The following is a 23305-nucleotide window of genomic DNA, read 5'->3' as shown; positions in this document are numbered from 1 at the left end:
TCACCGCAACCCGTGGTAGACGGAGTCGAGAATCATCGGTACGAGCAGCTTGGCCTTGCCGTCGAGGCTCAGGTTGCGCACCTTGGTGGACTCCTTCGCGCCGAGGAAGGCCAGCACCGCCTTGCGGTGGGCCGGGCTCATCTTCTGGAAGACGAGCCGCTGGGAGAGCTTGTCGACGTACTCGCCGACGGTCTTGGGCTTGAGGCCGACCAGCTGCTCGGGGTCGGGATACTTCACGCCCTTGTGCCAGCCCTCCGCCAGGGCCCGGTGGCTGTTCCACACGCCCAGCGTGGCGTGCGCCGAGTTCCACATGGTCTGCACGTCGGGGTACCCGTCGGGCGGCAGCCAGCCCAGCGGCGTCTGGCCGAGCTGGTCGGAGAGCCAGTACAGGCCCTCGACGCCGTCCTTGGTCTCCTTGGCGGCGCTGCCGGCGCGCACGCCGAGCACCCGGGCGGTGGCGACCAGGTTCTCCAGCGGCCGGCGGGTCTTCAGCCCGGTCGCGACCCAGAACTCCACCGAGCGGAACAACAGCTTGAGCACCGGCACGATGGCGGTGTTGTTGTCCAGGTACGCCTTGGCCAGCCGGTCGACGAGCTCCTTGGGCGGTCGGTCGGTCACGAAGCGCACGGCCAGCTTGTGCGCGATGCGCCGCGCCGTCTTGGGGTGCTTGGCCAGGTAGTTGAGGTACGCGTCACCGACCGCGAGGCCCCCCGACTGCGACGCGTTCTTGTGGGTGAAGCCGAGCACCTTCACCTTGCCGGTCCAGTGCCGGTAGGGCTCGTAGCGGAACTTGCCCTGCTGGTCGACCGTGCGGCCGGTCATGATGTACGCGCTGTGCCGCACGTCGCGCTGGGTGTACTTGGCCTCCACCCCCACGGTGTGCAGCTCCAGCACCTCGCGGCCGTAGTTCTCGTTCACGTTGCGCCGGTCGGAGCTGGCGTTGTCCAGGTAGCGCAGCATCGCCGGGTGCCGCGCCGAGTCGTGCAGCATGGCGGAGAAGCGGCCCAGCGCGTGCTTGCGGATGACGTCCTTGTCGTACGGGGCGCGCACGTCCCAGCCGCCGTCGAACGGGTTGGTGACGTTGAGGTGGTTGGCCCAGAAGTCGACCATCACCTCGTACAGTTGGCGGCTGCTCCACATCTGCCGCGCCAGTGTCGCGTGACCCAGCTCGTACATGGAGTCCCAGGCGTACTGCTTGACGCTGCCGCGGATCTGGGCGGTCGACATGCCGGTGGTCCGGTAGAGGGAGGCGATCCGCTCGCCCTCCGGGTCGGCGATGTCCTTCGGGTGCAGTTGCCGCTCCAGCCACGCGTCCAGGCCGAGCTGACGCACCGCGAGCAGGTCCGGCAGCGTCGGGCCGAAGGTGGCCCGCTTGAGCAGGTGCAGCGCCGGTTCGGGGCTCAGCGGGGTGAGCTGGACGGCGATCGCCGCGCCGGCGATGCGCGCGGCCTCTTCGAGGGTGTCGGCGACGCCGCCGGCGGCCAGCGCGTTGATGTCCTTGATGGGTGGGCCGGCGGGCACGGTGTCGCGGGTCAGGGCGCCCACGACGCTGTTCACCGCCACGGCCGCGCCGGCGACCCCGGCGACCGCGGCCGCGCCGCCACCGAGGCGCAGCAGCACCCGCCGGCGCCCGCGCACGGCGCGCACCGGGGCGCTCGTGCGTACGGTGCGCACCGGGCGCCCCCGGCGCAGCCAGCGGGCGACCGTGGGGACCCGGCGGTGGCGGAACGCGTGGCGCTCCTCGGGGCCGAACCCGGCGAGCTGTTCGAACTGCGCGGCGGTCGGTTCGAAGGCCTGCTGGCGGGGCGCGTCCCGGTTGGGGAAGATGAGATCGATGAGCGCGGCGTCGCCGTCGGGCGCCGCCGTGTCGTTGCTTCGCTGGCCAGCCATGTAGGGGTAGCGCCTTCCGTCACGATAGGTGACTGTCGCCGATATGACTGCGGAGCTAGTAATGGGGACCTTAGCGGTTCGTCCGTGTGGGCTCAATATCGACCAGGTAGGGTGATCTTGTGAGTACCGGCCATGTCTATCTCGGCTGCTACACCACAGGCGCGGGTGGTGAGGGAACGGGGATCATGCTCGCCCGCCGCGACCCGCGTACCGGCGCGCTCGACGAGCCGGTCACGGTGGCGCAGACCCCGGCACCGTCCTATCTGGTGGCGCATCCGTCGCTTTCCGTGTTGTACGCGGTCGACGAGCGCGAGACCGGCGCGGTGGCCGCCTTCGCGATCGGCCCCGACCAGGGCCTCACCCCGCTCGGCCGCGACCTGACCGGCGGCTCGTCGCCCTGTCACCTCGCCGTCACCCCGGACGGGCGGCACCTGGTGACCGCCAACTACGGCGACGGCAGCGTCACCGTGCACCGGCTCGGCCCCGACGGCGCGCTGGCCGGGCGCACGGCGCACCACGTGCTGGGCGAGGGCTCGAAGGTGGACCCCGAACGCCAGGCCGGTCCGCACGCCCACGAGGTCGTCGTCGAGTCCGACGACCTGCTGCGGGTCGTGGACCTGGGCGGCGACGCGGTGTACGCGCTGCGCCTCGCCGACGGCGTACCCGAAGAAGTGGACCGCACGCCGCTGCGGCCCGGCACCGGACCGCGGCATCTCGCCGCCGCGGACGGCTATGCCTACGTGTGCGGCGAGCTGGACTCGTCCGTGACCGTGTTCGCGGTGGACACGCCGGACGGCGCGTGGCGCGAGCACGACCGGGTCGCCGGGGGCACGGAGAAGGGTCAGCTGTCGGAGATCCTGCTGTCCGCGGACGGCCGCTTCCTCTACGTGGCCAGTCGCGGTCCCGACACCATCGCCACCTTCGCGCTGCGTGATGGTCACCCCACGCTCGTGGGGGAGGTCGGAACGGGCGGCTCATGGCCGCGGCAGGTCACCCGCGAGGGCGACCTGCTGTACGTGGCCAACGAGCGGTCACACACCGTGGTGGTGTTCCGGCTCGACCCGGACACGGGCCTGCCCGCGCCCACGGGTTGCGTGCGTCACGTGCCTAGCCCAACTTGTGTGCGTGTGATGAGCTGAGCTCGTGGCCGTCCGCCCCGGGGCGGCTCGCGGGCGCGCGGTGTCAGGTTGACGCCGGCGACCCCGACCCTTGATCCTTGGGCGGTGCGGATGAACCCGATCGGAGTCGATTCGGCCGACGTTGTCGTGCGGCCGCTGTCCGGGCCCGGCGTGATCGCCAGGGCTGACGCCCTCGTCCTCGTCTGCGAGGACTACGGCGCCGGTGTGGAGGACCTGCTCGCCGCCCTCGCGGCGGTCGCGGGCAACGGCGGGGACGGCAACGCGCTCGTGCGGCGCGTGTCGGCGCTGCTGGCCTCCGATGAGGACGGCGACTATCCCGCGTGCGCCGTGGCCGGCCCAGTCGCCGACGGCCGCATCGCCGTGCTGGTCCACAAGGCCGCCATGGTCACCGCCGAGACGGAGTCGGGCCTGGTCGAACTGTCCGGCGTCGACGCGATCACCTCGGTCGACCGGCTCATCCCCGGCCCGGTGTCGACCCTGAGCCTGCACCTGCCGGACGCCGGCGGCACCGACCCGCGGCTGCGCCTCGACGGCGGCGTCGTGCTCGGCGCGGGCGTGCTCGTCGAGGTGGCCTCCCCACTGATCTTCCAGCCGGACCCGGCTTCGTCGCGCCCGTCGGCCGGCCGGTCCGCGCCCGCCCGTCCCAGCGCGGGGCGCCCCGCGCCCCCGCCCGAGCCGGCCGTCATCGAGGTGGCCGAGGTCGTCGTCGAGCCGGCCGCCGTCGAGCCCGCGGCCCCGCCCGTCCCGCCGCCCCCGCCCCCGCCGCCGCCGCGACCCGTGAGCGCGCCGGTCGTGCCGGCCGAGGTCGTGGCCGAGCCGGAGCCGTTCCGGGTCGAGCCGCCCGCCCTGCCGGACCCCTACCAGGCCGAGGTACCCACGCCCGCGCTGGCGTCCGTGGCCACCGAGCCGCGCGCCGCGGAGTCCGAGCAGTCGCGGCTGTCGTTCATGCGCGACCGCGACGACCTGCCGAGCATGTCCGGGTCGTCGTCCAATGGCGGCGAGCCGGCCGCCGCCGGCCCGGGCGCGCTGACCCTCGACGACGGCACGACGTTCCCGCTGGACAGCGACTACCTGGTCGGGCGCGACCCGCGTCAGGACCCCGAGGTCATCGCCGGCGTCGTGAAGTCCCTGCGGGTGGCCGACCCGGACGGGGTCATCTCCCGCCGGCACGCCCGCATCACGGTCGTCGCCGGCCAGGTGCGCGTGTTCGACCTGGGCTCCGCCAACGGCACGTTCATGGAGCTGCCCGGCGACCCGCAGCGGCACCGCCTCACGGCCGGCGAGCCGACCGTCCTCACCGCGGGTGCCCGGGTCATCCTGGGCCGCCGCTGGCTGCGCTACGACCCCTGACGGTTCCTGACGGGCGCGGCGGCCAGCCACCGCGCCCGTCAGCCGGCGGGGGCCCTCAGCGCGGCACGGCGAGCTCGCGGCGCAGGATGGTCAACTGCAGGCTGTGCAGGTCCGGGGCCTCGATGCCCCGCTCGCGCAGCAGCCGCAGGCCGTCGCGGCACACCTGAGCGGCCTCATCCGTGCGGTGCTCGGCGTAGAGCGCGACCGCCAACTGCCGGCGCAGGCCCTCGTCGTACGGGTCCTCGGCCACGTGACCGGCCAGCTCGCCGACGGCCTCGCCGTGGCGGCCCAGCGTGCTCAGCGCCTCGGCGAGCGTGCGGCGGACGGCCCGGCGCAACGCGCCCAGCCGCGCGATCTCCGGCAGCGCGAACGGCCGGTCCGCCACGTCGGCGAACGCCGGGCCCCGCCACATCTCCAGCGCGTCGCGCAGCAGCCGCACGGCCCGCTCCCGATCGCCGGCCGTGCCGGTCAACAACGGCCTGGCCTGCGCGTACGTCAGCTCGAACCGGCGCGCGTCCACCTGTTCGGCGCGCACGTCGAGGCGGTACCCCACCCCGTGCCCGTTGCCGAGCGTGGTCAGCGGGGCCGTGCCGTGCGCGCCGCGTAGCGCCCGCCGCAGGTGCGACACGTGGCTGCGCAGCGTGGCCGGCGCGGCGTCCGGCGCGCCGCCGCTCCACACCATGTCCACGAGGCGGTTCGCGGGCACGGCGCGGCCCAGCTCCACGACGAGCACCGACAGCAGCGCGACCAGCCGTGGCCCCAGGCGGACCCGCGCGCCGTCGCGACGCACCTGCACCGGGCCCAGCACCTCGAGCTCAATCTCCATGTCCAACACCCTCCCCGTGTCGACGTAACAACTGCGAGTCAGGTCGATGCCTTCCGGTTGCACGCTTCCACTGATCTTGGACGCGTTTTCCACGCCTTCGGCGCCACCGTGTTAGCCGACAGCGGCGCGCCGCTGTCCCGTCACAGCACGCCATCACTGCCGAAAGGTGTCACACATGGGCGCCATCCGAAGCCGCCTGCGGGGCTTCGCCGCGGCCGCGCTCTCCCTGGGACTCGTCCTGGGCGCCGCGGCCTGCTCCGCCGAGGAACCGAAGTCCGCGGACGGCAAGACGACCATCACGATCCAGTGGTTCGGCTCGCCCGGGTTCGACCAGGCGATCAAGGACTTCCAGTCCGCCAACCCGGACATCGTCGTGAAGTCCGAGAACCGCGGCCAGCTGCGCGACTTCCAGCCGCTGCTCGTGCAGTGGCTCGCCACCGGCTCAACCCAGCTCGGCGACGTGATCATGATGGAGGAGGGCACGCTGCTGGAGTTCCTGCAGGACCCGTCGAAGTGGACGAACCTGCTCGACCTCGGCGCGGGGTCCCTCAAGGACGACTACCTGCCGTACAAGTGGGAGAACGGCTTCACCGCCGACAAGTCCAAGCTCGTCGGCCTCGGTACGGACATCGGCGGCCTGGCCATGTGCTACCGCAGTGACCTGTTCGCCAAGGCCAAGCTGCCCACCGACCGGGAGGCCGTGAGCAAGCTCTGGCCGACGTGGGAGGCCTACGCGGAGCAGGGTCGCACGTTCAAGGCCGCCAACACCGGCGCGGCCTGGATCGACTCGGCCACCAGCATCATGCAGCCGTACATCATGCAGAACTCGGACACGTGGTTCTACGACCGCGACAACAACTTCATCCTCGACTCCAACCCGAAGGTGCGCGAGGCCTACAACTTCGGCCTCAAGCTGGCCTCGGACGGGCTGACCAGCAAGCTGGTCCGCTGGACGCCCGACTGGGACGCCGCCTTCAAGAACGCGGCCTTCGCCACCGTGCCGTGCGCGGCGTGGGGTACGGGCGTCATCTCCGAGCGGGCCGGCGAGGCCGGCAAGGGCAAGTGGGACATCGCCACGATCCCGGGCGGCAGCGGCAACTGGGGCGGCTCGTACCTGGCCATCCCCGAGCAGTCGACGAAGAAGGAGGCGGCGTACAAGCTGCTCACCTACCTGACAGGCAAGGACGGGCACCTGGCGGAGTTCAAGGAGAAGGGCGGCATGCCGTCCACCATCGCCGCGCTGGACGACCCCACGTTCGCCAACGCCACCAACGAGTACTTCAGCAACGCGCCGGTCGGCAAGATCTTCGGCGCCAGCGTGAAGACGCTCAAGCCGATCTACCTCGGCCCGAAGCACCAGCAGCTGTGGGAGAACGTCCTCGAGCGCGCCATGCAGGCCGCCGAGAAGGGCGACCTCAGCGCGGACGCCGCCTTCGCCAAGGCGGTCACGGACGGCAGGAAGCTCGCCACGGGTTGACCCGCCAGACGCCGGGTGGCGGGGCCTGTCCTCTCCAGGCTCCGCCGCCCGGCCCGTCCACAGTAACGACCCCTGGCGAAAGGACGCCTTCTCCCATGACCGCCCATACGGGCCCGCCACGCCGCCGCTCCGCCGCGCCCTACCTGTACATCGCCCCGTTCTTCGTGCTCTTCGCCGCGTTCGGGTTGTTCCCGCTCATCTACACGGCGTGGGTGTCGCTGCGCGACTGGCGCCTGGTGGGTGGCGACCGGGGCTTCGTCGGCCTGGACAACTACGCCGAGGTGCTCACCGACGACCGGTTCTGGAACGCACTGGGCAACACGTTCGGACTGTTCCTGGTCGCCACAGTGCCGCAGCTGCTCATCGCCCTGTGGCTGGCGAACCTGCTCAACCGCAAGCTGCGGCTGCAGACCGCCTTCCGGATGGGCGTGCTCCTGCCCAACATCACGTCGGTCGCGGCCGTGGGCATCGTGTTCGGCTTCATCTTCGCCGACCGGTACGGCCTGGTGAACTGGCTGCTCGACCTCGTCGGCGCCGACGTGGTGGACTGGCGCGGCAGCCGGGGGACCGCCTGGTTCGCCATCTCCGTGATGGTCGACTGGCGCTGGATCGGCTACAACGCGCTGATCTACCTGGCCGCGATGCAGGCCATCCCGCGCGACATGTACGAGTCCGCCGCGCTCGACGGTGCGTCGCGGGCGCGCCAGTTCTGGCGGCTGACGGTACCGATGATCCAGCCGACCATCCTGTTCACGATCATCATCTCGACGATCGGCGGGATGCAGCTGTTCACCGAACCGCTGCTGTTCAACTACGGCCGCATCGAGGGCGGGCCGCTGGGCGAATACCAGACCATCGCCATGTACATCTACCAGCGCACCTTCCGTGGCAACACCGAATACGGCTACGGGGCCGCGATGTCGTGGTTGCTGTTCGCGATCATCATCGCCTTCGCGCTGCTCAACTTCTCTCTGGTACGCCGTTCCGTGCGGGGGTCGTCCACATGAGCACTGTCGTCACGCCCCGTCGGCGCCGGGTCCCGGGCGGGCGCCTGTGGGAGGCGTCCCCGCTGACCTATGTCGGGCTCGTCATCGCCTGCGTGCTGTCGGCCTTCCCGATCGTGTGGTCGTTCATCATCGCCTCACGCGACAACAGCTCCGTGTACGACATCCCGCCGCCCCTGCTGCCGGGTGGTCAGTTCGTCGCCAACGTCGAGCGGCTGCTCGCCAACGACCAGGCCAACTTCCTCATCGGCCTGGCCAACTCGCTGATCGTGTCGACGATCGTGACGATCTCGGTGGTGTTCTTCTCCACGCTGGCCGGCTTCGCGTTCGCCAAGCTGAAGTTCCGGGGCGCCAACATCCTCCTGCTGATCATCATCCTGACGATGATGGTGCCCACGCAGCTCGGCATCATCCCGCTCTACATGCTGATGATCAAGCTTGGCTGGCTGGGCAGCCTGCAGGCCGTCATCGTGCCGTTCCTCGTGAAGGGCTTCGGCGTGTTCCTCATGCGCCAGTACACCGCCTCGGCGATCAGCGACGAACTCATCGAGGCCGCCCGCGTGGACGGCTGCTCCACCTGGCGCATCTACTGGCAGGTCGTCCTCCCGTTGGTGCGGCCGGCGGCGGGCGTGCTCGCCCTGCTCACCTTCATGGAGACCTGGAACGAGTTCCTCTGGCCGTACCTGGTGCTGACCAACAAGACCCCCACCGTGCAGTACTCCCTGAGCGTCCTGGCGGCGGGCAACTACAGCACCGACTACGTCCAGATCTTCACGGGTACGGCCCTGGCAGTGGTCCCGCTCCTGCTCGTCTTCGTGGTGTTCGGCCGCCAGATCATCGCCGGCATCATGGAGGGCGCCGTCAAGGGCTGACCCCGCCCCGCGCCCGCCCGCCCCGCGCCCGCCCGCCCCGCGCCCGCCCGCCCCGCGCCTGATGCGCGCCCGATGCGCGCCCGGTGCGCGCCCCGCGCCCGATCCCGCCGACGTTTGGGCGATTCCGCGTGTTATCCGGTGCTGGAATTACACGCGGAATTGCCCAAACGTCGAACGGCCCCGGCGCGGCGCGGCGCCGGGCGGGGCGGCAGCGGGGCGGGGCGGCAGCGCGGCGGGGGGCTCGGCGGGGCGGTGGGGCGGCGGGGCTCGGGGGTCAGTTAGGGCCGACGTAGAGCCAGGTGTTGTTCTCGCGGGTGAAGCGGCTGTGTTCCTCCAGGACGCCGGGCCTGCCCCGGTCGGTGTAGTGGGCGCGGAAGTGGACCGTGCCGTTCTGGTGGAACATCGTGCCGCCGTCGGCGCTCAGGACCTCCAGGCGCGTGTAGCGCGGGCCGCCGGTCAGGTCCAGGGTGCGCGGGCGGGTGTCCGGGTGCCAGGTGCGTAGCAGGTACGCCGCGTCGCCGCGGGCGAACGCCGTGAAGCGCGAGCGCATGAGCGCCTCGGGGGTGGGTGCCGTGCCGGGGGAGCGGTGCCACCGGCCGCAGCAGTCGTCGTAGGGTGCGCCGGATCCGCACGGACAGGCCATGCACCCATCATGGCCGGTGCCGGTCAGAACGATCGGCGGAGGGGCGTCGATCGGGACTGCGGGTGGCCTGGGCGCCGAACGTCACGGACCGGGCCCGGCCGCGTGCGCCGGTGCCTGGTGATGGATCGTCAGGTCTGGGTCGGGAATCCCAACGAGACGCCGCCGTGGGAGGGGTCGAGCCAGCGGGACGTGACGACCTTGCCCCTGGTGAAGAAGTGGACGCCCTCGGTGCCGTGGGCGTGGGAGTCGCCGAACAGCGACGCCTTCCAGCCGCCGAACGAGTAGTACGCCATCGGGACCGGGATCGGCACGTTGATGCCGACCATGCCGACCTCCACCTCGTACTGGAAGCGCCGGGCCGCGCCGCCGTCGTTGGTGAACAGGGCGGTGCCGTTGCCGTACGGGTTGGCGTTGACCAGCTCCAGGGCCTCCTCGTAGGACGCCACACGTACGACCGACAGCACCGGCCCGAAGATCTCGTCCGTGTAGACGGACATGCCCGGGAGCACGTGGTCGATCAAGGTCGGGCCGAGCCAGAACCCGTCGGGAGAACCGTCCGGCACGACCGAGCGCCCGTCGACCACCACCGAGGCGCCGGCGGAGGCGCCGGCCGCGATGTAGGACGCGACCCGGTCGCGGTGCGCTCCCGTGACCAGGGGGCCCATCTCGCAGCCGGGGCGGCGCCCGTCGCCTGTGCGGATCTCGCCGATGCGCGACGCGATCCTCGGTACGAGATCGTCGCCGACCGTACCCACCGCGACGACGACCGAGACGGCCATGCAGCGCTCCCCGGCGGAGCCGAAACCGGCCGAGACCGCCGCGTCAGCGGCGAGATCGAGGTCGGCGTCGGGGAGCACCACCATGTGGTTCTTCGCCCCGCCCAGCGCCTGCACCCGCTTGCCGGCGGCCGTGCCGCGCTCGTAGACGTAGCGGGCGATCGGCGTGGAGCCGACGAACGACACCGCCCGCACCTCGGGGTGGTCGAGCAGCGCGTCGACGGCCTCCTTGTCACCGTGCACGACGTTGAACACGCCGTCGGGCAGGCCGGCCTCGGTGAACCACTCGGCGAGTTTCACCGACGCCGACGGGTCCTTCTCCGACGGCTTGAGCACGACCGCGTTGCCGCAGGCGATGGCGATCGGTACGAACCACAGCGGGACCATGGCGGGGAAGTTGAACGGCGAGATGACCGCGACGACGCCGAGCGGCTGGCGGATCGAGTAGGTGTCCACCCCGGTGGACACTCCCTCGGAGAAGCCGCCGCGCAGCAGGGTGGGGATGCCGCAGGCGTACTCGATGATCTCCAGACCGCGCTGCACCTCGCCAGCGGCGTCGGAGAGCACCTTGCCGTGCTCGGCCGTGATGAGGGCGGCCAGTTCCGCGCGGCGCGCGTTGACGGTCTCGCGCATGGCGAACAGCACCTGGGTCCGCTTGGCCAGCGAGGTCTGCCGCCACGCCGGGGCGGCCTTGGCGGCGGCCGCGACCACGGCGTCCACGTCGGCGACGGACGCGAGGTCGACCTGCGCCCGCACGGCGCCGGTGGCCGGGTCGAAGACCTCCCCGAGGCGGGCCGCGCCGGCGGTCCACGGCCGCCCGTCGACGAAATGGGTGATCACGCCGTCTCCCCGTCCACGATCGTCAGGGCCTCGACCAGGATGTTCAGGCCCTCGCGGGCCTCATCCCCGGTGAGGGTGAGCGGCGGGCCCATCCGCAGCGTGTTGCCGTAGAGGCCGCCCTTGCCGACGAGCAGCCCGAGCCGGCGGCATTCCTCGAAGGCGCGGGTGGTGGCGTAGGGGTTGGGGTTGGTGGTGCCCCGCTCGACGAACTCGATGCCGATCATCAGGCCCTTGCCACGCACCTCGCCGACGATGCCGAGGTCGCGCGTGCGCTCGCGCAGGCCGTCATGCAGGATCGCGCCGACCCGCGCCGCGTTCGCTTGAAGATCATGATCGAGTACGTAGTCGACGACCGCGTTGCCGGCCGCCGCTGAGATCGGGTTGCCGCCGAAGGTGGAGAACGACACCACGTTGATCGCGTCGATGATCTCGGCCCGGCCGACCACGCCGGCCAGGGCGAACCCGTTGCCGACGCCCTTGGCGAAGGTCAGCAGGTCGGGCGTGACGCCATGGGCCTGGTAGCCCCAGAAGTGTTCGCCCGTGCGGCCCCAGCCGGTCTGCACCTCGTCGGAGATGAACAGGATGCCGGTCTCGTCGAGCACCTTGCGGTACGCCCCGAACAGCCCGTCGGGGGAGTGCACGAACCCGCCCACGCCCTGGATCGGCTCGGCGATGAGGGCCGCGACGTCGCCGCTCGTCGTCGTCGCGAGGACCTCACGCAGGTCGGCGACGGCCGCGTCGATGTGCGCGTCGTCGTCGAGGTGGGCGAGCAGCCCCCGCAGCCGGTCGCCGGAGTGCAGGAACGTGACGTTGAGCGGGTTCAGCGACGACGCCGACCAGCTGCGGTGCCCGGTGACCCCCATCGTGGCGTACGTGCGGCCGTGGTAGCTGTTGCGCACCGCGAGGATCTGGTTGGAGCGCCGGTACGCCGTGGCGAGCAGCAGCGCGGTCTCGTTGGCCTCCGTGCCGGAGTTGGTGAAGAAGACCTTGGCGTCCGGGATGCCGGACAGCCGGGCGATCTTCTCGGCGAGTTCCACCTGCTGGCGGACGAGGTACAGCGTGGAGGTGTGCACGATGCCGGTGTCGAGTTGGCGGCGCACCGCGTCGCTGATCTCCGGGATGTCGTACCCGATCATGTTGGTGAGCACGCCGCCGAAGAAGTCCAGGTAGACCCGCCCGTCGGCACCCGTGACCCGCCGCCCCTTCCCGGAGACGATCTCCAGGGGCTCCTCGTAGTAGATCGGCATCCACGCCGGCATCACGGCGCGGTGGCGGGCGAGCAGGTCGTCGCTGGTCATATTGGTCGTCCTTCGCGTAGCGGGCCCTCCTGGCACGCTCGCATCCCGCGGCCCCTCAGGCAAGCCACACCCTGCACGCCCCGCCGCCGGCCGACCTGACACATCGTCCACCGCCACCGGGCCGCTGGGCCCGAGGACAGCGCGGGCAGCAGGCGGCTGCGGCGTCAGCCGGCGTAATGCCCCCAGCGCGACGCGAGCTCGTCCCAGTGCCCCTGGTCGGCCACCTCGCCGCCGACCAGGACGACGACGTGGTCGGCCTGGGCCAGCGCGGCGCGCTTGGAGGTCGAGCCCACCACGGTCACGCCATGGCCGCGCAGCGCCTGCCACAGGTCCAGCTCCGTGGTGACGTCCAGCGCCGACGACACGTCGTCGGCGATGAGCAGTTCCGTACGCGGGGCGAGCGCCCGCGCCAGCGCGAGCCGCTGCAGCTGACCGCCGGACAGCCGGGTGCCCTTGTGCCCGATGACCAGGCTCAGTCCCCCGCCCGCCGAGGCGAGGTCGTGCTGCAGTTGCGCGGTCGACACGGCGCTCTCGGCGTCGACCTCGCGGCCCAGCCGGATGTTGTCCGCGATCGTGCCGGACAGCACCCGGGGCAGCTGCGCGACGTAGCCGACCTGGTTGGGCCGCAGGAACACCTCCGGCTCGTTGACGGGCTCGCCGTTCCAGCGCAGCTGGCCGGTGTGGTGCACGATGCCGGCGAGCGCCCGCAGCAGCGACGACTTGCCGGACCCGACCGGGCCGACGACGAGCACGAGCTGCCCGCTGTCCACGGCCAGATCCACGTCGCGTACGCCCACGGTGCCGTCCTCGTGCACGGCGCTGAACCGGGCGAGCTCCAGCCGGCGCAGCGGGTGACGCGGCGCCACGGCGGCGTCGGGTGCCGTGCCCGCCGACAGGTCCACCCCGGGTACGTGCGCCGAGTAGGCCGAGGTGCCGGACATGGCGACCGTCCGTCGGGTCCACACGCGCGCCGAGGGCAGCTGGGAGACCAGCGACGCCGTCGTCCAGGCGAACCAGCGGGCGGCGCTCAACGACGACACCGCGACGAGGGCCGCGCCGGCCGACAGGGTGCCGCCCAGGTAGAGCGCCCACACGCCGATGGGGAGCAGGCCGCCGACCAGGGCCGGGGTCGACCGGGCCCAGACCTGTACGGAGATCTCGCGCCGCTGCCGGTCGCTGCGGACCGTGTCGAGGCGGGCCAGGTGCGCCAGCACCGGGCGGGTGGCGCCGGCCAGCTTGACCGTGCGCGCCGCCGACAGCGACGAGACCAGCGCCGTGGCGAAGGCCGCCCGGGCCGCCACGGTCCTGCGGGCCGAGCGCTCGAGCACCCGGCCGAGCAGCAGGGCGGCCAGCCCCGAGAGCACCATCGTGGCGAAGAAGAACAGCGCCGGGACGACCGAGCCGGACACCGCCACGATGGCCACCAGGTAGACCAGGCAGATGAACTGGTCGATGAGGTTGTCGGCGAGGATGACGACCCGCTCGGTGTCGCCGCTCTGCGCGATCACCTCGGCCGGCGTGTGGGCGCTGATCCGGCGGGGTCCGGTCTGCCCGTTCACCAGCCGCACGCCGATGCGCAGCATCTGCCGCACCCACCACTCGGGGAACCAGGTGCCCGTGTAGTAGACCGCCGGGAGGGCGACCAGCAGGCCGACCGTGATCGCCACGGCGGGCCACATGGGCGAGCCGGCGCCGTCGACGAGGTCCGCCCACAGCCACGGCAGCACCACGCCGTCGAGACCGAGCAGCACCATGACGATGAACAACGCCACCGCGCCCAGGCCGAAGCGGGCGTCGTTCGTGGCCAGGCGGAAGATCTCCCGCAGCGTGCGGGCTTTCGGCGGGTCGGGCAGTACGGGCGGGTCGGTCTTGCCGGCGACCGCAAGCTCGATCTTGCGACCGGGATCGGACGACTCCTCGTCCTGCGCCCGCGGCCACAGGTCGTCGTCGGCTTCCGCGAGACCGAGGTCCGCGTCCGGACCGCCCGCCCCGCGGCCGGCGCCCACGGCCGCGGGCAGGTGCCCCGCGCGCAGCAGCTGAGCGAAGCGTCGCGACTCGCGCAGCGGGCCGGCCTCCACGACCGCGCCGTCGGCCAGCACCACGACCTCGTCGCAGCGGCTCACGGACGACAGCCGGTGCGCGATGACGAGGCCGATGCGGTCGCGCAGCAGCCGCTCGGTGGCCGCCTGCACCCGGGCCTCGGTGACCGGATCCATGCGGGCGGTCGCCTCGTCCAGGATGACCACGTGCGGATCGCGCACGAGGATGCGCGCGAACGCGACGAGCTGTTCCTGCCCGGCAGACAGCGCGTACCCGCCGTCGCCGAGCCTGGTGTCGAGCCCGTCGGGCAGGTCGGCCGCCCACGCGGCCAGGCCGAGCTGGTCGAGCGCGTCGGCCGCGGCGTCGAGCAGGTCGGGGTCGAACAGGGCGATGTTCTCCGCGAGCGTGCCGGCGAGGATCTCCGTGCGCTGCGGCACGACCGCGATCCACCGCCGCAGCTGCTCGACGTCGAGCTCGGTGATGTCCACGCCGCTGAGCAGCACCGTGCCGGCCGGCACGTCCACGGCCCGGGTGAGCACCTTGGCCAGCGTCGACTTGCCGGAGCCGGTGCGCCCGATCAGGGCGTAGGACTTGCCGCGCTCGAACGACAGGTTGATGTCGCGCAGCACCGGCTCGCGTTCGGAGTCGGCGTAGCGGAACGTCAGCCCGCGTACGGTCAGGTCGCCGTCGACCGGGGCGAGCCCGCCGTCCGGCTCCTGAGGCACGTCGGCCAGCAGTTGTACGCGCGCCCACGCGCCCAGGGCGTTCTGCAGCTCGGGCATCATGCGGGTGAGCTGCTCGACCGTGCCGCCGAAGGCGAGGGCGAGCAGCCAGATCGCGGTGAGCCGGGCGCCCTCGATGTTGCCGGTGGCCAGCGCCCACGCGCCGCCGAGGACGACCCCGGCGATGCCGGCCCGGATGATGGCGGAGGCGATCATCGACGCCCGCGACGACAGGGACCACACCCGCCGGCCCAGCCGCAGCACCCGGCTGGCCTGGCGGGCGTACAGGCGCAGCACGTACGGGCGGGCGAGGCTGGTGCGCACGTCGTCCTGGCCGTGGATGGCCTCCTCCATGACGGCGGCGGCGTCGGACCAGGCCTCCTCCTCGGCGATGCGGGCCGGGCCGATCGCTTTGATCGGGCCGGCCAGCTTGATGAAGAGGATGACGGAGAGCGCGGCCATGGCAAGCCCGGCCGGCCACCAGACGAACAGCGCCGTGATGATCGAGAAGCCGCCGACGGTGAGGCACTGCGCGATGCGGACGCCGCGCCCGCGAAGTTCGGAACCGACCTGGTAGACGTCGCCGTCGATGCGGTCGAGCAGCTCGCCGACGGGCGTGTGCTCCAGCGTCTGCAGGTCCTGGCCGAAGGCCACCCGGCACAGCCGCCGGCGCACGTCCGCGGTCCAGTCGGCGGTCAGCCGGGCCGCCATGAGTCCGACCACCAGGTCGGTCAGGACCGCGATCACCAGCGCGACCGCCAGGAGGATGAACAGCCCGACGGAGCGGTCCACGAGCACGGGGCCGGCCAGCGCGGCGGCGGCCGCCTGCCCACCGCCGCCCAGCACGATCAGCAGGGCCACCGCCGTGGTTAAACGCGGCGAAGTGACCCATAGGTCGCGAAACAGGCGCATGAGGGGGCCTCCGGGGGGCAGGGGATGCGCCCAGCGTGGCCCTCCCGGAGAAATCACTCAAGCGAATTTGGCGCAGGTCACCACGGGACCCCGCAGGTCAACGAACCGGAGGGCCCGGCCGGCGGGAGGGCCGGCCGGGCCCGGTCTTCCGATCGCTAGATCACCTGGCAGGGCACCCCGTTGAGGGTCGCGGTCGTCGGCTGGCTGGACGGGCCGTCACCGGCGGCCTGGAAGCCGAACCAGGCCGTGCCGTCGGTGGGCAGGTTGCCGTTCCAGGACGCGTTGCCCACCACCACGTCGCTGCCGGAACTCTGGTTGACCCCGCTCCACAGCTGGGTGACGCGTTGCCCGTTCGGGAAGGTGAACCGCACCGTCCAGCCGGTGATCGGCGCGCCCTTGTTGGTGATGGCGACGTTTGCCTGGAAGCCGCCCGGCCACCAGGAAGGCACCTGGTAGTCGATCACGCAGGTGGCCGGGGCGGCGGACGTGATCACCGCTGGCGTGGTCTGCGGCGCGGCCGTCGTGACCGTGCAGCTGAAGAAGTACACGCCGGGCGGCGGTTTCAGGGAGAAGCCCGTCGGCGTGGTGTTCGTGTAGCCGTTCCAGGTGCCGGTGACGATGAAGGAGTGCGACTGGCCGCCGGCCACGGTCTCCGTACCGCTGACGGTCACCCGCGTGCCGGTCTGGCTGAACGACGTGGCGCCGCCCAGGATGGCGGTGATGGTCTGGCCGTTGGCGAAGCTCCAGGACAGCGTCCAGGGCGGCGCGATCGTGCCGGAGGTCGGGTTGCGGAACGTCACCAGCGCCTGGAACGTCGTCGCCGTCTGGCTCTGGACGTACCAGTTGACGAAGCACATCGCGTCGGCGACGAGCGACGGGCTCGTGCGGGTGACAGTCGGGGAGATCAGCGGCCGCGAGGTGATCGCCGTGGCGGTCGCCGTGGTGGCGGGCGGGGTGGCGGTCACGACGGCGGCGACACCCGGCGTGATGGCGGATGCGGGCGCCGCGGCCAGCACCGTGGCGAGGGACAGGCCGGCGGCGAGCGACGTCGCGGCGACGAGAGACAGAGTGCGGGTACGCCTCATGAGCGTGTCCTTCCAGCTTCAAGGGGACGTTCAAGAGCCAGAACATAGACACATTGCAATGTAACACCGGAGGCGACGAATCGGGGAGGAACGATCCGTCCATGATCGGCAGGACGACGTTCTAGCCTGGATGGGTGGACGGGCGGCGCGGACGGGTCAGGGTCGAGACCGGCACGAAGCGGGTGCGGGTGTACCTGCACGGCGAGCTGATCGCCGACACCCGCGCCCCGCTGCTGGTCTGGGAGGTGCCGTACTTCCCCACGTACTACCTCCCGGCCGCCGACGTGCGGGCCGAGCTGCGGGAGACCGGCGCCACCGAGCGGTCGCCGAGCCGGGGCGAGGGGCGGGTGCTCGACGTGGTGACCGGTTCGGGCGTGGCGAGCGAGGCCGGGCTGCGCTTCCCCGACTCGCCGATCGAGGCGCTGCGCGACGCGGTACGCCTCGACTGGGGCGCCATGGACGAGTGGCTGGAGGAGGACGAGCCGGTCTACGTGCACGCGCGTGACCCGTACTCGCGGGTGGACATCCTGGCCAGCAGCCGGCACGTACGGGTGGAGCTGGACGGGGTCGTGCTCGCCGAGTCGCGCGCGCCGCGCCTGCTGTTCGAGACCGGCCTGCCGGTGCGGTTCTACCTGCCGCTGTCGGACGTGCGCCGCGACCTGCTGCGCCCGTCCGGGACGGTCACCCGGTGTCCGTACAAGGGCACGGCCGAATACTGGTCGGTGGAGGTCAACGGCACCCGCCACGAGGACCTTGTGTGGATCTACCGCGCGCCGCTGCCGGAGAGCCAGAAGATCGCCGGGTTGGCGTGCTTCTACAACGAGAAGGTCGACCTCGTCGTGGACGGCGAGCGGTGGGAACGGCCCCGCACTCCGTTCAGTTGACCAGGTGTCTCTTCGAGGCGGCCACGCAAGCCGGGCCGGTGGTCGACGGCCGCCGGGGTCACGGCGCGCGTGTGGCCGGCGCCACCAGCGCGAACCGGCTCGTGAGCGAGGGCAGCAGCTCCCGTAGCGCCGCTACCGTCCCGGCCCGCACGCCGCCGCCGTCGTGCAACAGGATGATCGAGCCGGGTCCGGTGTGGCGCAGGGTGATGCCGACGATCGCCCGCCGGCCCGGCCGGCGCCAGTCCCGCGCGTCCACCGACCAGTGCAGCGACGTCATGCCCAGGCCGCGCGCCGCCGCGACGACGCGCTCGCGCCACCGGCCGCCCGGTTGGCGGAAGTAGTGCACGGTGGCCCCGGGTGCGGCGCGCTCGATGGCCCGCGTCGTGGCGACCAGGTCGGCCCGGATCGCGGCCGGCGAGCGTCGCCCCAGGTCGAGGTCATGTCGCCAGGAATGGTTGCACAGCGTGTGGCCGCCGGCCGCGATCGCGCGGACCAGCCGCGGATGGCGGGCCGCCTCGCGCCCGACGAGGCAGAACGTCGCGCGTACCCGGTAGCGGCGCAGCAGGCCCAGCACGTCCGGCGTCCAGCGGGGATCGGGGCCGTCGTCGAACGTCAGCGCGACCCCGCGGGTGCCCGTGCTCACCCACGCGCCCCACGGGCCGTGCCGGTCCGCGGTCCCCGGCCGCCGCGTCGTCGGCGCGCGCGGGCGCTTCACCGGTGGCGGGGCCGGGCGCACGCGCGCGGGTCCGTCGACGTGGGGCCGCGAGCCGCTCGCCGGTGGCGCGCCGCGGGGCGCCTCCGGGCCCGCGGTCGTCCCGGCGAGCCAACCCAGCGAGTACGCGGTGGCCGCGACGAGAACGGCGGACGCCGCCACGGTGACCCCGACTCGCCAGCAACTACGCATGTGTCCATTATGCCTGAATTGCCTGCTCAGGCGTCCCGGATGGCGTCGAGCGCCAGTAACGCCACATGCAGCGACATGCACGCCTCCACGGACTCCAGGTCGGTGTTGAGGATGCGCTCGATGCGGGCCAGCCGCTCGTAGAGGGCCTGTCGCGACAGGTGCGCCGCGCTCGCCGCGGCCGACTTGTTGCGCCCCTGCTCCAGGTACGCCCGCAGTGTGCCGAGCAACTGGTCGCGCGGGTGCTTCGCGTCGTGCGCCAGCAGCGCGCCCAGCTCCCGCTCCACGAACGTCTGCACCCGGGGCTCGTCGCGCAGCAGGTGCAGCAGGCCGGCCAGGCCGACGTCCGGCAGCCGGAACACCGGCACGTCGCGGCGGTCGTGCCGCGCCGCGTCGGCCACCTGCCGGGCCTCCATGAGCGTGCGGCGCGCCTCCCGGGGGCTGTCGACGGCCGAGCCCGCCGCCACGGTCAGTCCCGTACGGGGCCCGTCGACCGTCCCGCGGTGCGGCGCGTCCCCGACGAGGCGCCGCAACACGGCGGCCAGCTGATCCACCGCGTGCGGCTCGTCGTCCGTGGGTCGCAGCGCCAGCAGGGTGCCCACCGAGCGGTCGTCGAGCGTCGCGACCAGGCCTGTCAGCTTGACGTCCCGGATCGCCTGACCCACGGCCTCCGCCAGGTCGCGCAGCCACGCCTGGGCCGCCTCGGCCGACTCGCCGTCCTCGCCCCGGCCGCGCACGACGACACCGACCAGGCGCCGGCGCTCCAGCGGTACGCCGAGCGCCTTCGCGCGCAGCACGACCTCGTCGACCGGGCGGCTGTGGTCGAGCAGCGCGGCCAGCAGCGAGCCGTGGATCTGGCGCTCCAGGCCCTCCGCGTCGCGGCGGATCAGCCGGCCCAGCGCCAGCGTGGACGCCGCGCGCTCGATGAGGATGGTCAGCCGCGACGGCGGCGTGCCGCCCGTACCCGTGGTGTCCGCGGCCGGTGGCCAGCGCAGCAGCAACCGGCCCCAGTCCTGGCCCCGCGCGCCGACCATGGTGACCAGCCAGCCGGCGGCGGCGTCGTAGGCCGTGCGACCCGGCGGCGCGATGCGCCGCGAGTGCGCCTCCCACCCGTCCAGGAGCAGGTCGGGTCGCTCGCCGGCCGCGTCGTACGCGAGCACCTGCCGCGACAGGTTCTCCAGCACCACGGGGCAGCCCGCCAGCGTCGCCGCCTGGCTGACCACCTCGGCCGGCGCGGCGCCCTCCACCGACAGCTCGGTGAACCGCTGATGGATCTCCTCCGTGGCCCGCACCTCGGTCACCTGGGCGTTCACGATGAGCACGTGGACGGCCTCGGTGACCCGCACGAACGGCGTCGTCCGTCGCAGCATGACCAGCGGCAGGTCGCGCCGCTCGGCGGCCGTCACCATGCAGCGCGGCAGGTGGTCGGTGAACCGGCGGCCCAGCTCCACGACCACGCCCGCGGCGCCCACGTCCGCCAGCTCCGTGACGAACGAGCGCAGGCCCTCGTCGTCGGCGGGCAGCCCGATCCCGGTGGTGAGCACAAGTTCACCGCCCCGCAACAGGGTCGCGATGTCCGGTACCTCCGCCACGTGCACCCAGCGCACCGGCCGGTCCAGGCCCGCCGCACCGGCCACCACCTGCGGCGCGCCGTTGCGAACCGGATCCAGCGCGAGAACCTCGCGGACGGTGGGGAACACGGCTCTACGCTAAGCGATCACCCTTCGCATAACTGAGGGATGCGGACGGTGATGTTAATCGATAGTCTTGCTGCGTGTTGAGCGAACTGCTCACCGTAGCCGCCGGCCATCAGGGCCGGTGGGAGTTCGCCGCGGCCCGCGACATCCTGCGGACCGCGCTCGAGCGCGGCGGCGCACCCGGCGAGGTGGCCACCGCGCGCCGCATGCTGGCCGAGGTCCTGCGCGAGCTCGGCGACGACGACGCGGCCTACGACCTGGCTTACGCCGCCGTCCGCGAGTGCCGCCGGATGCTGGGCAAGGTCCACCCCGCGACCGTACGGGCGACCGCGCTGCTCGGCGCGATCATGCACGACCGGGGCGACCTGGACCTCGCCGAGGAGACCTACCGCGAGGTCATCGAGGCGGGCGGCGACGCGTCCGGGCCCGCCGGCCGCGCGGTCGCGCTGGCCCGGGCGAACCTCGCCCTGGTCACCCGTGACCGGGGCGACCCCGAACGGGCCCGCGACCAGCTCGCCGGCGCGTACGCGGCGTTCCGCCGGGCGTACGGGCCGGGCGACCCCGACGCCGTGCGCCTCGGCGTCGAGCTGGCGGCGTTGCACCGGCTGCTCGGCGACATCGCCGCCGCGCGCCGGGTGCTCACGGTGGCGCACGCCGGCGCCCGCAGCGCCTTCGACGACGCGCACCCGCTCACGGTCCAACTGGAACAGGCGTTGGCCGAGGTGGAGCCCCCGATGCCGGCCCGCCTGACCATCGCGCCGGGCGTCGACCCGGCCCTCGACGCCGAGGACGAGGAGCCGTCCCGGTGGCGCGCCCGCCCCAGGCCACGCCGGGTACCCCGCCCGCGCGGCGCCACCCGCCGCCCGCCCGAGGACCGGGAGGTCGCGCAGGACGGGAGTTCGTCGGACGGCTGGTCCTCGTCGGGCGGCCGGCTGCCGTCCCCGCGCCCTGTCCGCGGGCGGCCCCGGGCCGAGCCGCCGGTCGGCGGTCGGTCCGGCCCCGACGGTCCGCCGGAGCCCGCCGGCGGCCGGCAGGTGCCGGACGGGTCCGGCGGTTGGCTGGCGCCCGAGACGTCAGGGGGCTGGCTGCCGGACTCGTCGGGCGGTCACGGCCGTGCGGAGGTGCCCGGCGGCCGGCGGCGTGCCGAGCCGGCCGGGGGCGAGCGGGATCCGCAGACATCGGGCGGTGCGCTGTCCGGGTCCTCCGGCGTCTGGGACGTTTCGGCGGCGTCGGGCAGTTGGTCGCAGGCCACGGGCGGCTGGGCGCCGCAACGGCCGGACCCCGCGCCGGAGCCCTCCGTCGGCTGGGCGCCACCTCAGCCGCGCCGCCGGCGCAGGCGGCGAAGCGTCGAGCGCGACGTGCCGATCACGGCGTGGGCGCCACCCGCTGAATCCGACGGACCCTCGCCGTCCTGGGCGCGCCCCTCGGTCGCCGGCTGGCTGCCCGCGCCGGCGGGCCCGCCGCCGGCCGGCATCGGCCCGCCGCCGATCTCGTCGCCCGTGTCGAGCGCCGTGCCGCCGGGCGTGCCGCCCGCGGCACGGGACGAGGCCGACACGGCTATCGGCATGCCGCCCGTGCCGCCCGAGGCGGCCACCCGGCGGGTCTCGCCCGAGGAGCTGTTCGGACCCGAAGCGAGGTCCGCGTCGGCCCGCGTGACGCCGCCGATGGTGGCCGTGCCGCCGCCCCCGCTCTCGCCCGCGGACCACCACCGGCCGGCCACCGACCCGGACCCCTCCGGACCGGTCCCGCTGTCCGGCCGTGCCGCCGCGCCCGCGACCGGTTCGGCGCCCGTACTCCCGTCCGGCCCGCGGCCGTTCGCGACGCCGCCCACGGTCGCGTCCCGGCCGCCCGTACGCCCGGCGGACGCCGCGCCGGCCGCCGACGAGCCGTCCTGGGCCGGTCCCTCCCGCATGGACGCGGGCCCGCGCGGGGGAGCGCTGCCGCCGGGCGGGCCGCTGCGCCGCGGCGACGCGTCGTCCGTGGCGCCTCTCTCCGCCACCCCGTACTCGGCCGCGCCGCTGTCCGCGGCGCCGCAGTCGGCCGCGCCGCTGTCCGGCCCGCGCCGGTCGCCGCCGGCCCGGGGGTTCGGCCCGACGGGCCAGCACCAGATGCCCGCCCGCGGCCCGGAGCCCGGGCAACGGCAGGGGCCGCCACCCGACCCGGCCGGGCCCCGTCAGGCGGCGCCGCGTCCGGGCCCGGCCGCGGGCCACCGGCCGCCGTCGGGCTCGCAGGCGATGCCGGTCGCAGGTCCGTACGGCGCGACCGGTACGCGTGCCGGCGGTCCCCGGCCGGTGCCGGCACCCGGCCCGCGCGATCCGGACGCCCCCCGGGATTCCCGCCGCCCGGCGCCCGGTCAGCGGCGGCCCGTGGACCTGCCCGGGGCGCCACCGCCACCCCGTCGCCGGCCCCGCCGCCCTGTTGACGACGGGTACGGCGACCCGCACGAGGACACGCTGACCGGCGTGACGGGGGTCCTGCGCCGTCGCTGGCCGGTCTTCGCGGCGAGCCTCGTCGTCATCGCCGGCACGGTCGCCGCCGCCGTGATCACCACCCCCGGCGACGAGCAGGGCGGGTCGCCCGAGACGGTCATGGGCGCGGCGGGCTCCGCGCCGCCCGGCACGTCGAAGGCGTCGCGTCCCCGCGCCACCGCCGGCCAGGGCGGCAAAGCGTTGCCGGCGAGCGACGTGAGCCTGCGCGACGAGCAGCGCAGCGTGACCATCTCGTGGCACGACCCGAGCAAGGGCGTCGCCGTGGCCCGCCTGGAGGTCAACCGGGACGGCCAGATCCTCTTCGAGGGCGACATGCCGGCGGGCGTCGACCACTACCGCCTCGACGGCCTCAGCCCGGACCTGAACCTGTGCGCCACGGTCACGTTGATCTATCCGGACGCGACCTCGCCTACGTCAGCCCCGGTGTGCACCGACCGCTGACCGTACGCCCACAATGGAC

General features: G+C 73.3%; 16 protein-coding genes. 7 read left to right on the top strand and 9 right to left on the bottom strand.

Features of this window, described 5'->3' with window-relative positions:
* Complete coding sequence (locus ABD191_RS20945) at positions 1 to 1890, bottom strand: DUF1800 domain-containing protein (protein ID WP_344084637.1); 1890 nt, start codon at positions 1888 to 1890, stop codon at positions 1 to 3.
* 119 nt (positions 1891 to 2009) lie between these two features.
* On the opposite strand from ABD191_RS20945, the gene ABD191_RS20940 reads away from it, so the two are divergent.
* A complete protein-coding gene (locus ABD191_RS20940; RefSeq protein ID WP_344084634.1) occupies positions 2010 to 3029 on the top strand; it encodes a lactonase family protein in 1020 nt (339 codons plus the stop codon).
* Between the two features lie 90 nt (positions 3030 to 3119).
* Complete coding sequence (locus ABD191_RS20935) at positions 3120 to 4379, top strand: FHA domain-containing protein (RefSeq protein WP_344084631.1); 1260 nt, start codon at positions 3120 to 3122, stop codon at positions 4377 to 4379.
* Positions 4380 to 4434: 55 nt separating this feature from the next.
* Here the strand turns inward: ABD191_RS20935 and ABD191_RS20930 are convergent, their stop codons facing one another.
* Positions 4435 to 5205 (bottom strand): AfsR/SARP family transcriptional regulator, encoded by a 771-nt coding sequence (locus tag ABD191_RS20930; RefSeq protein ID WP_344084628.1) that lies wholly within the window; start codon positions 5203 to 5205, stop codon positions 4435 to 4437.
* A 175-nt stretch (positions 5206 to 5380) separates the two neighbouring features.
* On the opposite strand from ABD191_RS20930, the gene ABD191_RS20925 reads away from it, so the two are divergent.
* The 3 genes from ABD191_RS20925 (at position 5381) to ABD191_RS20915 (ending at position 8558) form a co-directional block, all read left to right on the top strand.
* Positions 5381 to 6682, top strand: coding sequence for an ABC transporter substrate-binding protein (locus tag ABD191_RS20925; RefSeq protein ID WP_344084625.1), 1302 nt, complete (start codon positions 5381 to 5383; stop codon positions 6680 to 6682).
* A 95-nt stretch (positions 6683 to 6777) separates the two neighbouring features.
* Positions 6778 to 7689: a carbohydrate ABC transporter permease gene (locus tag ABD191_RS20920; RefSeq protein WP_344084622.1), complete on the top strand. Its 912-nt coding sequence runs from the start codon at positions 6778 to 6780 to the stop codon at positions 7687 to 7689.
* Entirely contained in the window at positions 7686 to 8558 is an 873-nt protein-coding gene (locus tag ABD191_RS20915; RefSeq protein WP_344084619.1) for a carbohydrate ABC transporter permease, read from the top strand. The genes ABD191_RS20920 and ABD191_RS20915 overlap by 4 nt, the downstream gene beginning before the upstream one ends.
* A 274-nt stretch (positions 8559 to 8832) precedes the next feature.
* Here ABD191_RS20915 and ABD191_RS20910 read toward each other — a convergent pair whose 3' ends face one another.
* The 5 genes from ABD191_RS20910 to ABD191_RS20890 all read right to left on the bottom strand — a co-directional run bounded on the left by ABD191_RS20910 (position 8833) and on the right by ABD191_RS20890 (position 16874).
* Positions 8833 to 9201 carry a YchJ family protein gene (locus ABD191_RS20910; RefSeq protein WP_344084616.1) on the bottom strand — a complete coding sequence of 123 codons (369 nt, stop codon included), beginning with the start codon at positions 9199 to 9201 and terminating at the stop codon, positions 8833 to 8835.
* Between the two features lie 128 nt (positions 9202 to 9329).
* A complete protein-coding gene (locus ABD191_RS20905; RefSeq protein WP_344084613.1) occupies positions 9330 to 10817 on the bottom strand; it encodes a CoA-acylating methylmalonate-semialdehyde dehydrogenase in 1488 nt (495 codons plus the stop codon).
* The gene (locus tag ABD191_RS20900) at positions 10814 to 12115 is read right to left on the bottom strand and encodes an aspartate aminotransferase family protein (protein ID WP_344084610.1); all 1302 of its coding nucleotides are present in this window, start codon (positions 12113 to 12115) and stop codon (positions 10814 to 10816) included. The genes ABD191_RS20905 and ABD191_RS20900 overlap by 4 nt, the downstream gene beginning before the upstream one ends.
* Positions 12116 to 12279: 164 nt before the next feature.
* The gene (locus ABD191_RS20895; protein WP_344084607.1) at positions 12280 to 15789 is read right to left on the bottom strand and encodes an ATP-binding cassette domain-containing protein; all 3510 of its coding nucleotides are present in this window, start codon (positions 15787 to 15789) and stop codon (positions 12280 to 12282) included.
* Between the two features lie 155 nt (positions 15790 to 15944).
* Positions 15945 to 16874: a cellulose binding domain-containing protein gene (locus ABD191_RS20890; RefSeq protein WP_344084604.1), complete on the bottom strand. Its 930-nt coding sequence runs from the start codon at positions 16872 to 16874 to the stop codon at positions 15945 to 15947.
* Positions 16875 to 17008: 134 nt separating this feature from the next.
* On the opposite strand from ABD191_RS20890, the gene ABD191_RS20885 reads away from it, so the two are divergent.
* Positions 17009 to 17758, top strand: coding sequence for a DUF427 domain-containing protein (locus ABD191_RS20885; protein WP_344084601.1), 750 nt, complete (start codon positions 17009 to 17011; stop codon positions 17756 to 17758).
* Between the two features lie 58 nt (positions 17759 to 17816).
* On the opposite strand, the gene ABD191_RS20880 is transcribed toward ABD191_RS20885, so the two are convergent.
* Both ABD191_RS20880 and ABD191_RS20875 read right to left on the bottom strand, forming a co-directional pair.
* Positions 17817 to 18662 carry a polysaccharide deacetylase family protein gene (locus ABD191_RS20880; protein ID WP_344084598.1) on the bottom strand — a complete coding sequence of 282 codons (846 nt, stop codon included), beginning with the start codon at positions 18660 to 18662 and terminating at the stop codon, positions 17817 to 17819.
* A 26-nt stretch (positions 18663 to 18688) separates the two neighbouring features.
* Positions 18689 to 20359: a PucR family transcriptional regulator gene (locus ABD191_RS20875; protein ID WP_344084595.1), complete on the bottom strand. Its 1671-nt coding sequence runs from the start codon at positions 20357 to 20359 to the stop codon at positions 18689 to 18691.
* Between the two features lie 74 nt (positions 20360 to 20433).
* On the opposite strand from ABD191_RS20875, the gene ABD191_RS20870 reads away from it, so the two are divergent.
* Positions 20434 to 23286: a tetratricopeptide repeat protein gene (locus tag ABD191_RS20870; protein WP_344084592.1), complete on the top strand. Its 2853-nt coding sequence runs from the start codon at positions 20434 to 20436 to the stop codon at positions 23284 to 23286.
* Positions 23287 to 23305: the final 19 nt, after the last annotated feature.

It is taken from the genome of Luedemannella helvata, from assembly GCF_039528415.1.
Classification (GTDB): Bacteria; Actinomycetota; Actinomycetes; order Mycobacteriales; family Micromonosporaceae; genus Luedemannella; species Luedemannella helvata.
The sequence above is the reverse complement of the archived record's forward strand: the minus strand, read 5'-3'. Positions and strand labels throughout refer to the sequence as shown.

Coding starts and splice junctions, on each gene's coding strand:
- ABD191_RS20935 (WP_344084631.1), top strand. CDS start 3,120: ATGAACCCGATCGGAGTCGATTCGGCCGACGTTGTCGTGCGGCCGCTG.
- ABD191_RS20925 (WP_344084625.1), top strand. CDS start 5,381: ATGGGCGCCATCCGAAGCCGCCTGCGGGGCTTCGCCGCGGCCGCGCTC.
- ABD191_RS20945 (WP_344084637.1), bottom strand. CDS start 1,890: ATGGCTGGCCAGCGAAGCAACGACACGGCGGCGCCCGACGGCGACGCC.
- ABD191_RS20880 (WP_344084598.1), bottom strand. CDS start 18,662: ATGCGTAGTTGCTGGCGAGTCGGGGTCACCGTGGCGGCGTCCGCCGTT.
- ABD191_RS20890 (WP_344084604.1), bottom strand. CDS start 16,874: ATGAGGCGTACCCGCACTCTGTCTCTCGTCGCCGCGACGTCGCTCGCC.
- ABD191_RS20930 (WP_344084628.1), bottom strand. CDS start 5,205: ATGGAGATTGAGCTCGAGGTGCTGGGCCCGGTGCAGGTGCGTCGCGAC.
- ABD191_RS20895 (WP_344084607.1), bottom strand. CDS start 15,789: ATGCGCCTGTTTCGCGACCTATGGGTCACTTCGCCGCGTTTAACCACG.
- ABD191_RS20910 (WP_344084616.1), bottom strand. CDS start 9,201: ATGGCCTGTCCGTGCGGATCCGGCGCACCCTACGACGACTGCTGCGGC.
- ABD191_RS20920 (WP_344084622.1), top strand. CDS start 6,778: ATGACCGCCCATACGGGCCCGCCACGCCGCCGCTCCGCCGCGCCCTAC.
- ABD191_RS20900 (WP_344084610.1), bottom strand. CDS start 12,115: ATGACCAGCGACGACCTGCTCGCCCGCCACCGCGCCGTGATGCCGGCG.
- ABD191_RS20915 (WP_344084619.1), top strand. CDS start 7,686: ATGAGCACTGTCGTCACGCCCCGTCGGCGCCGGGTCCCGGGCGGGCGC.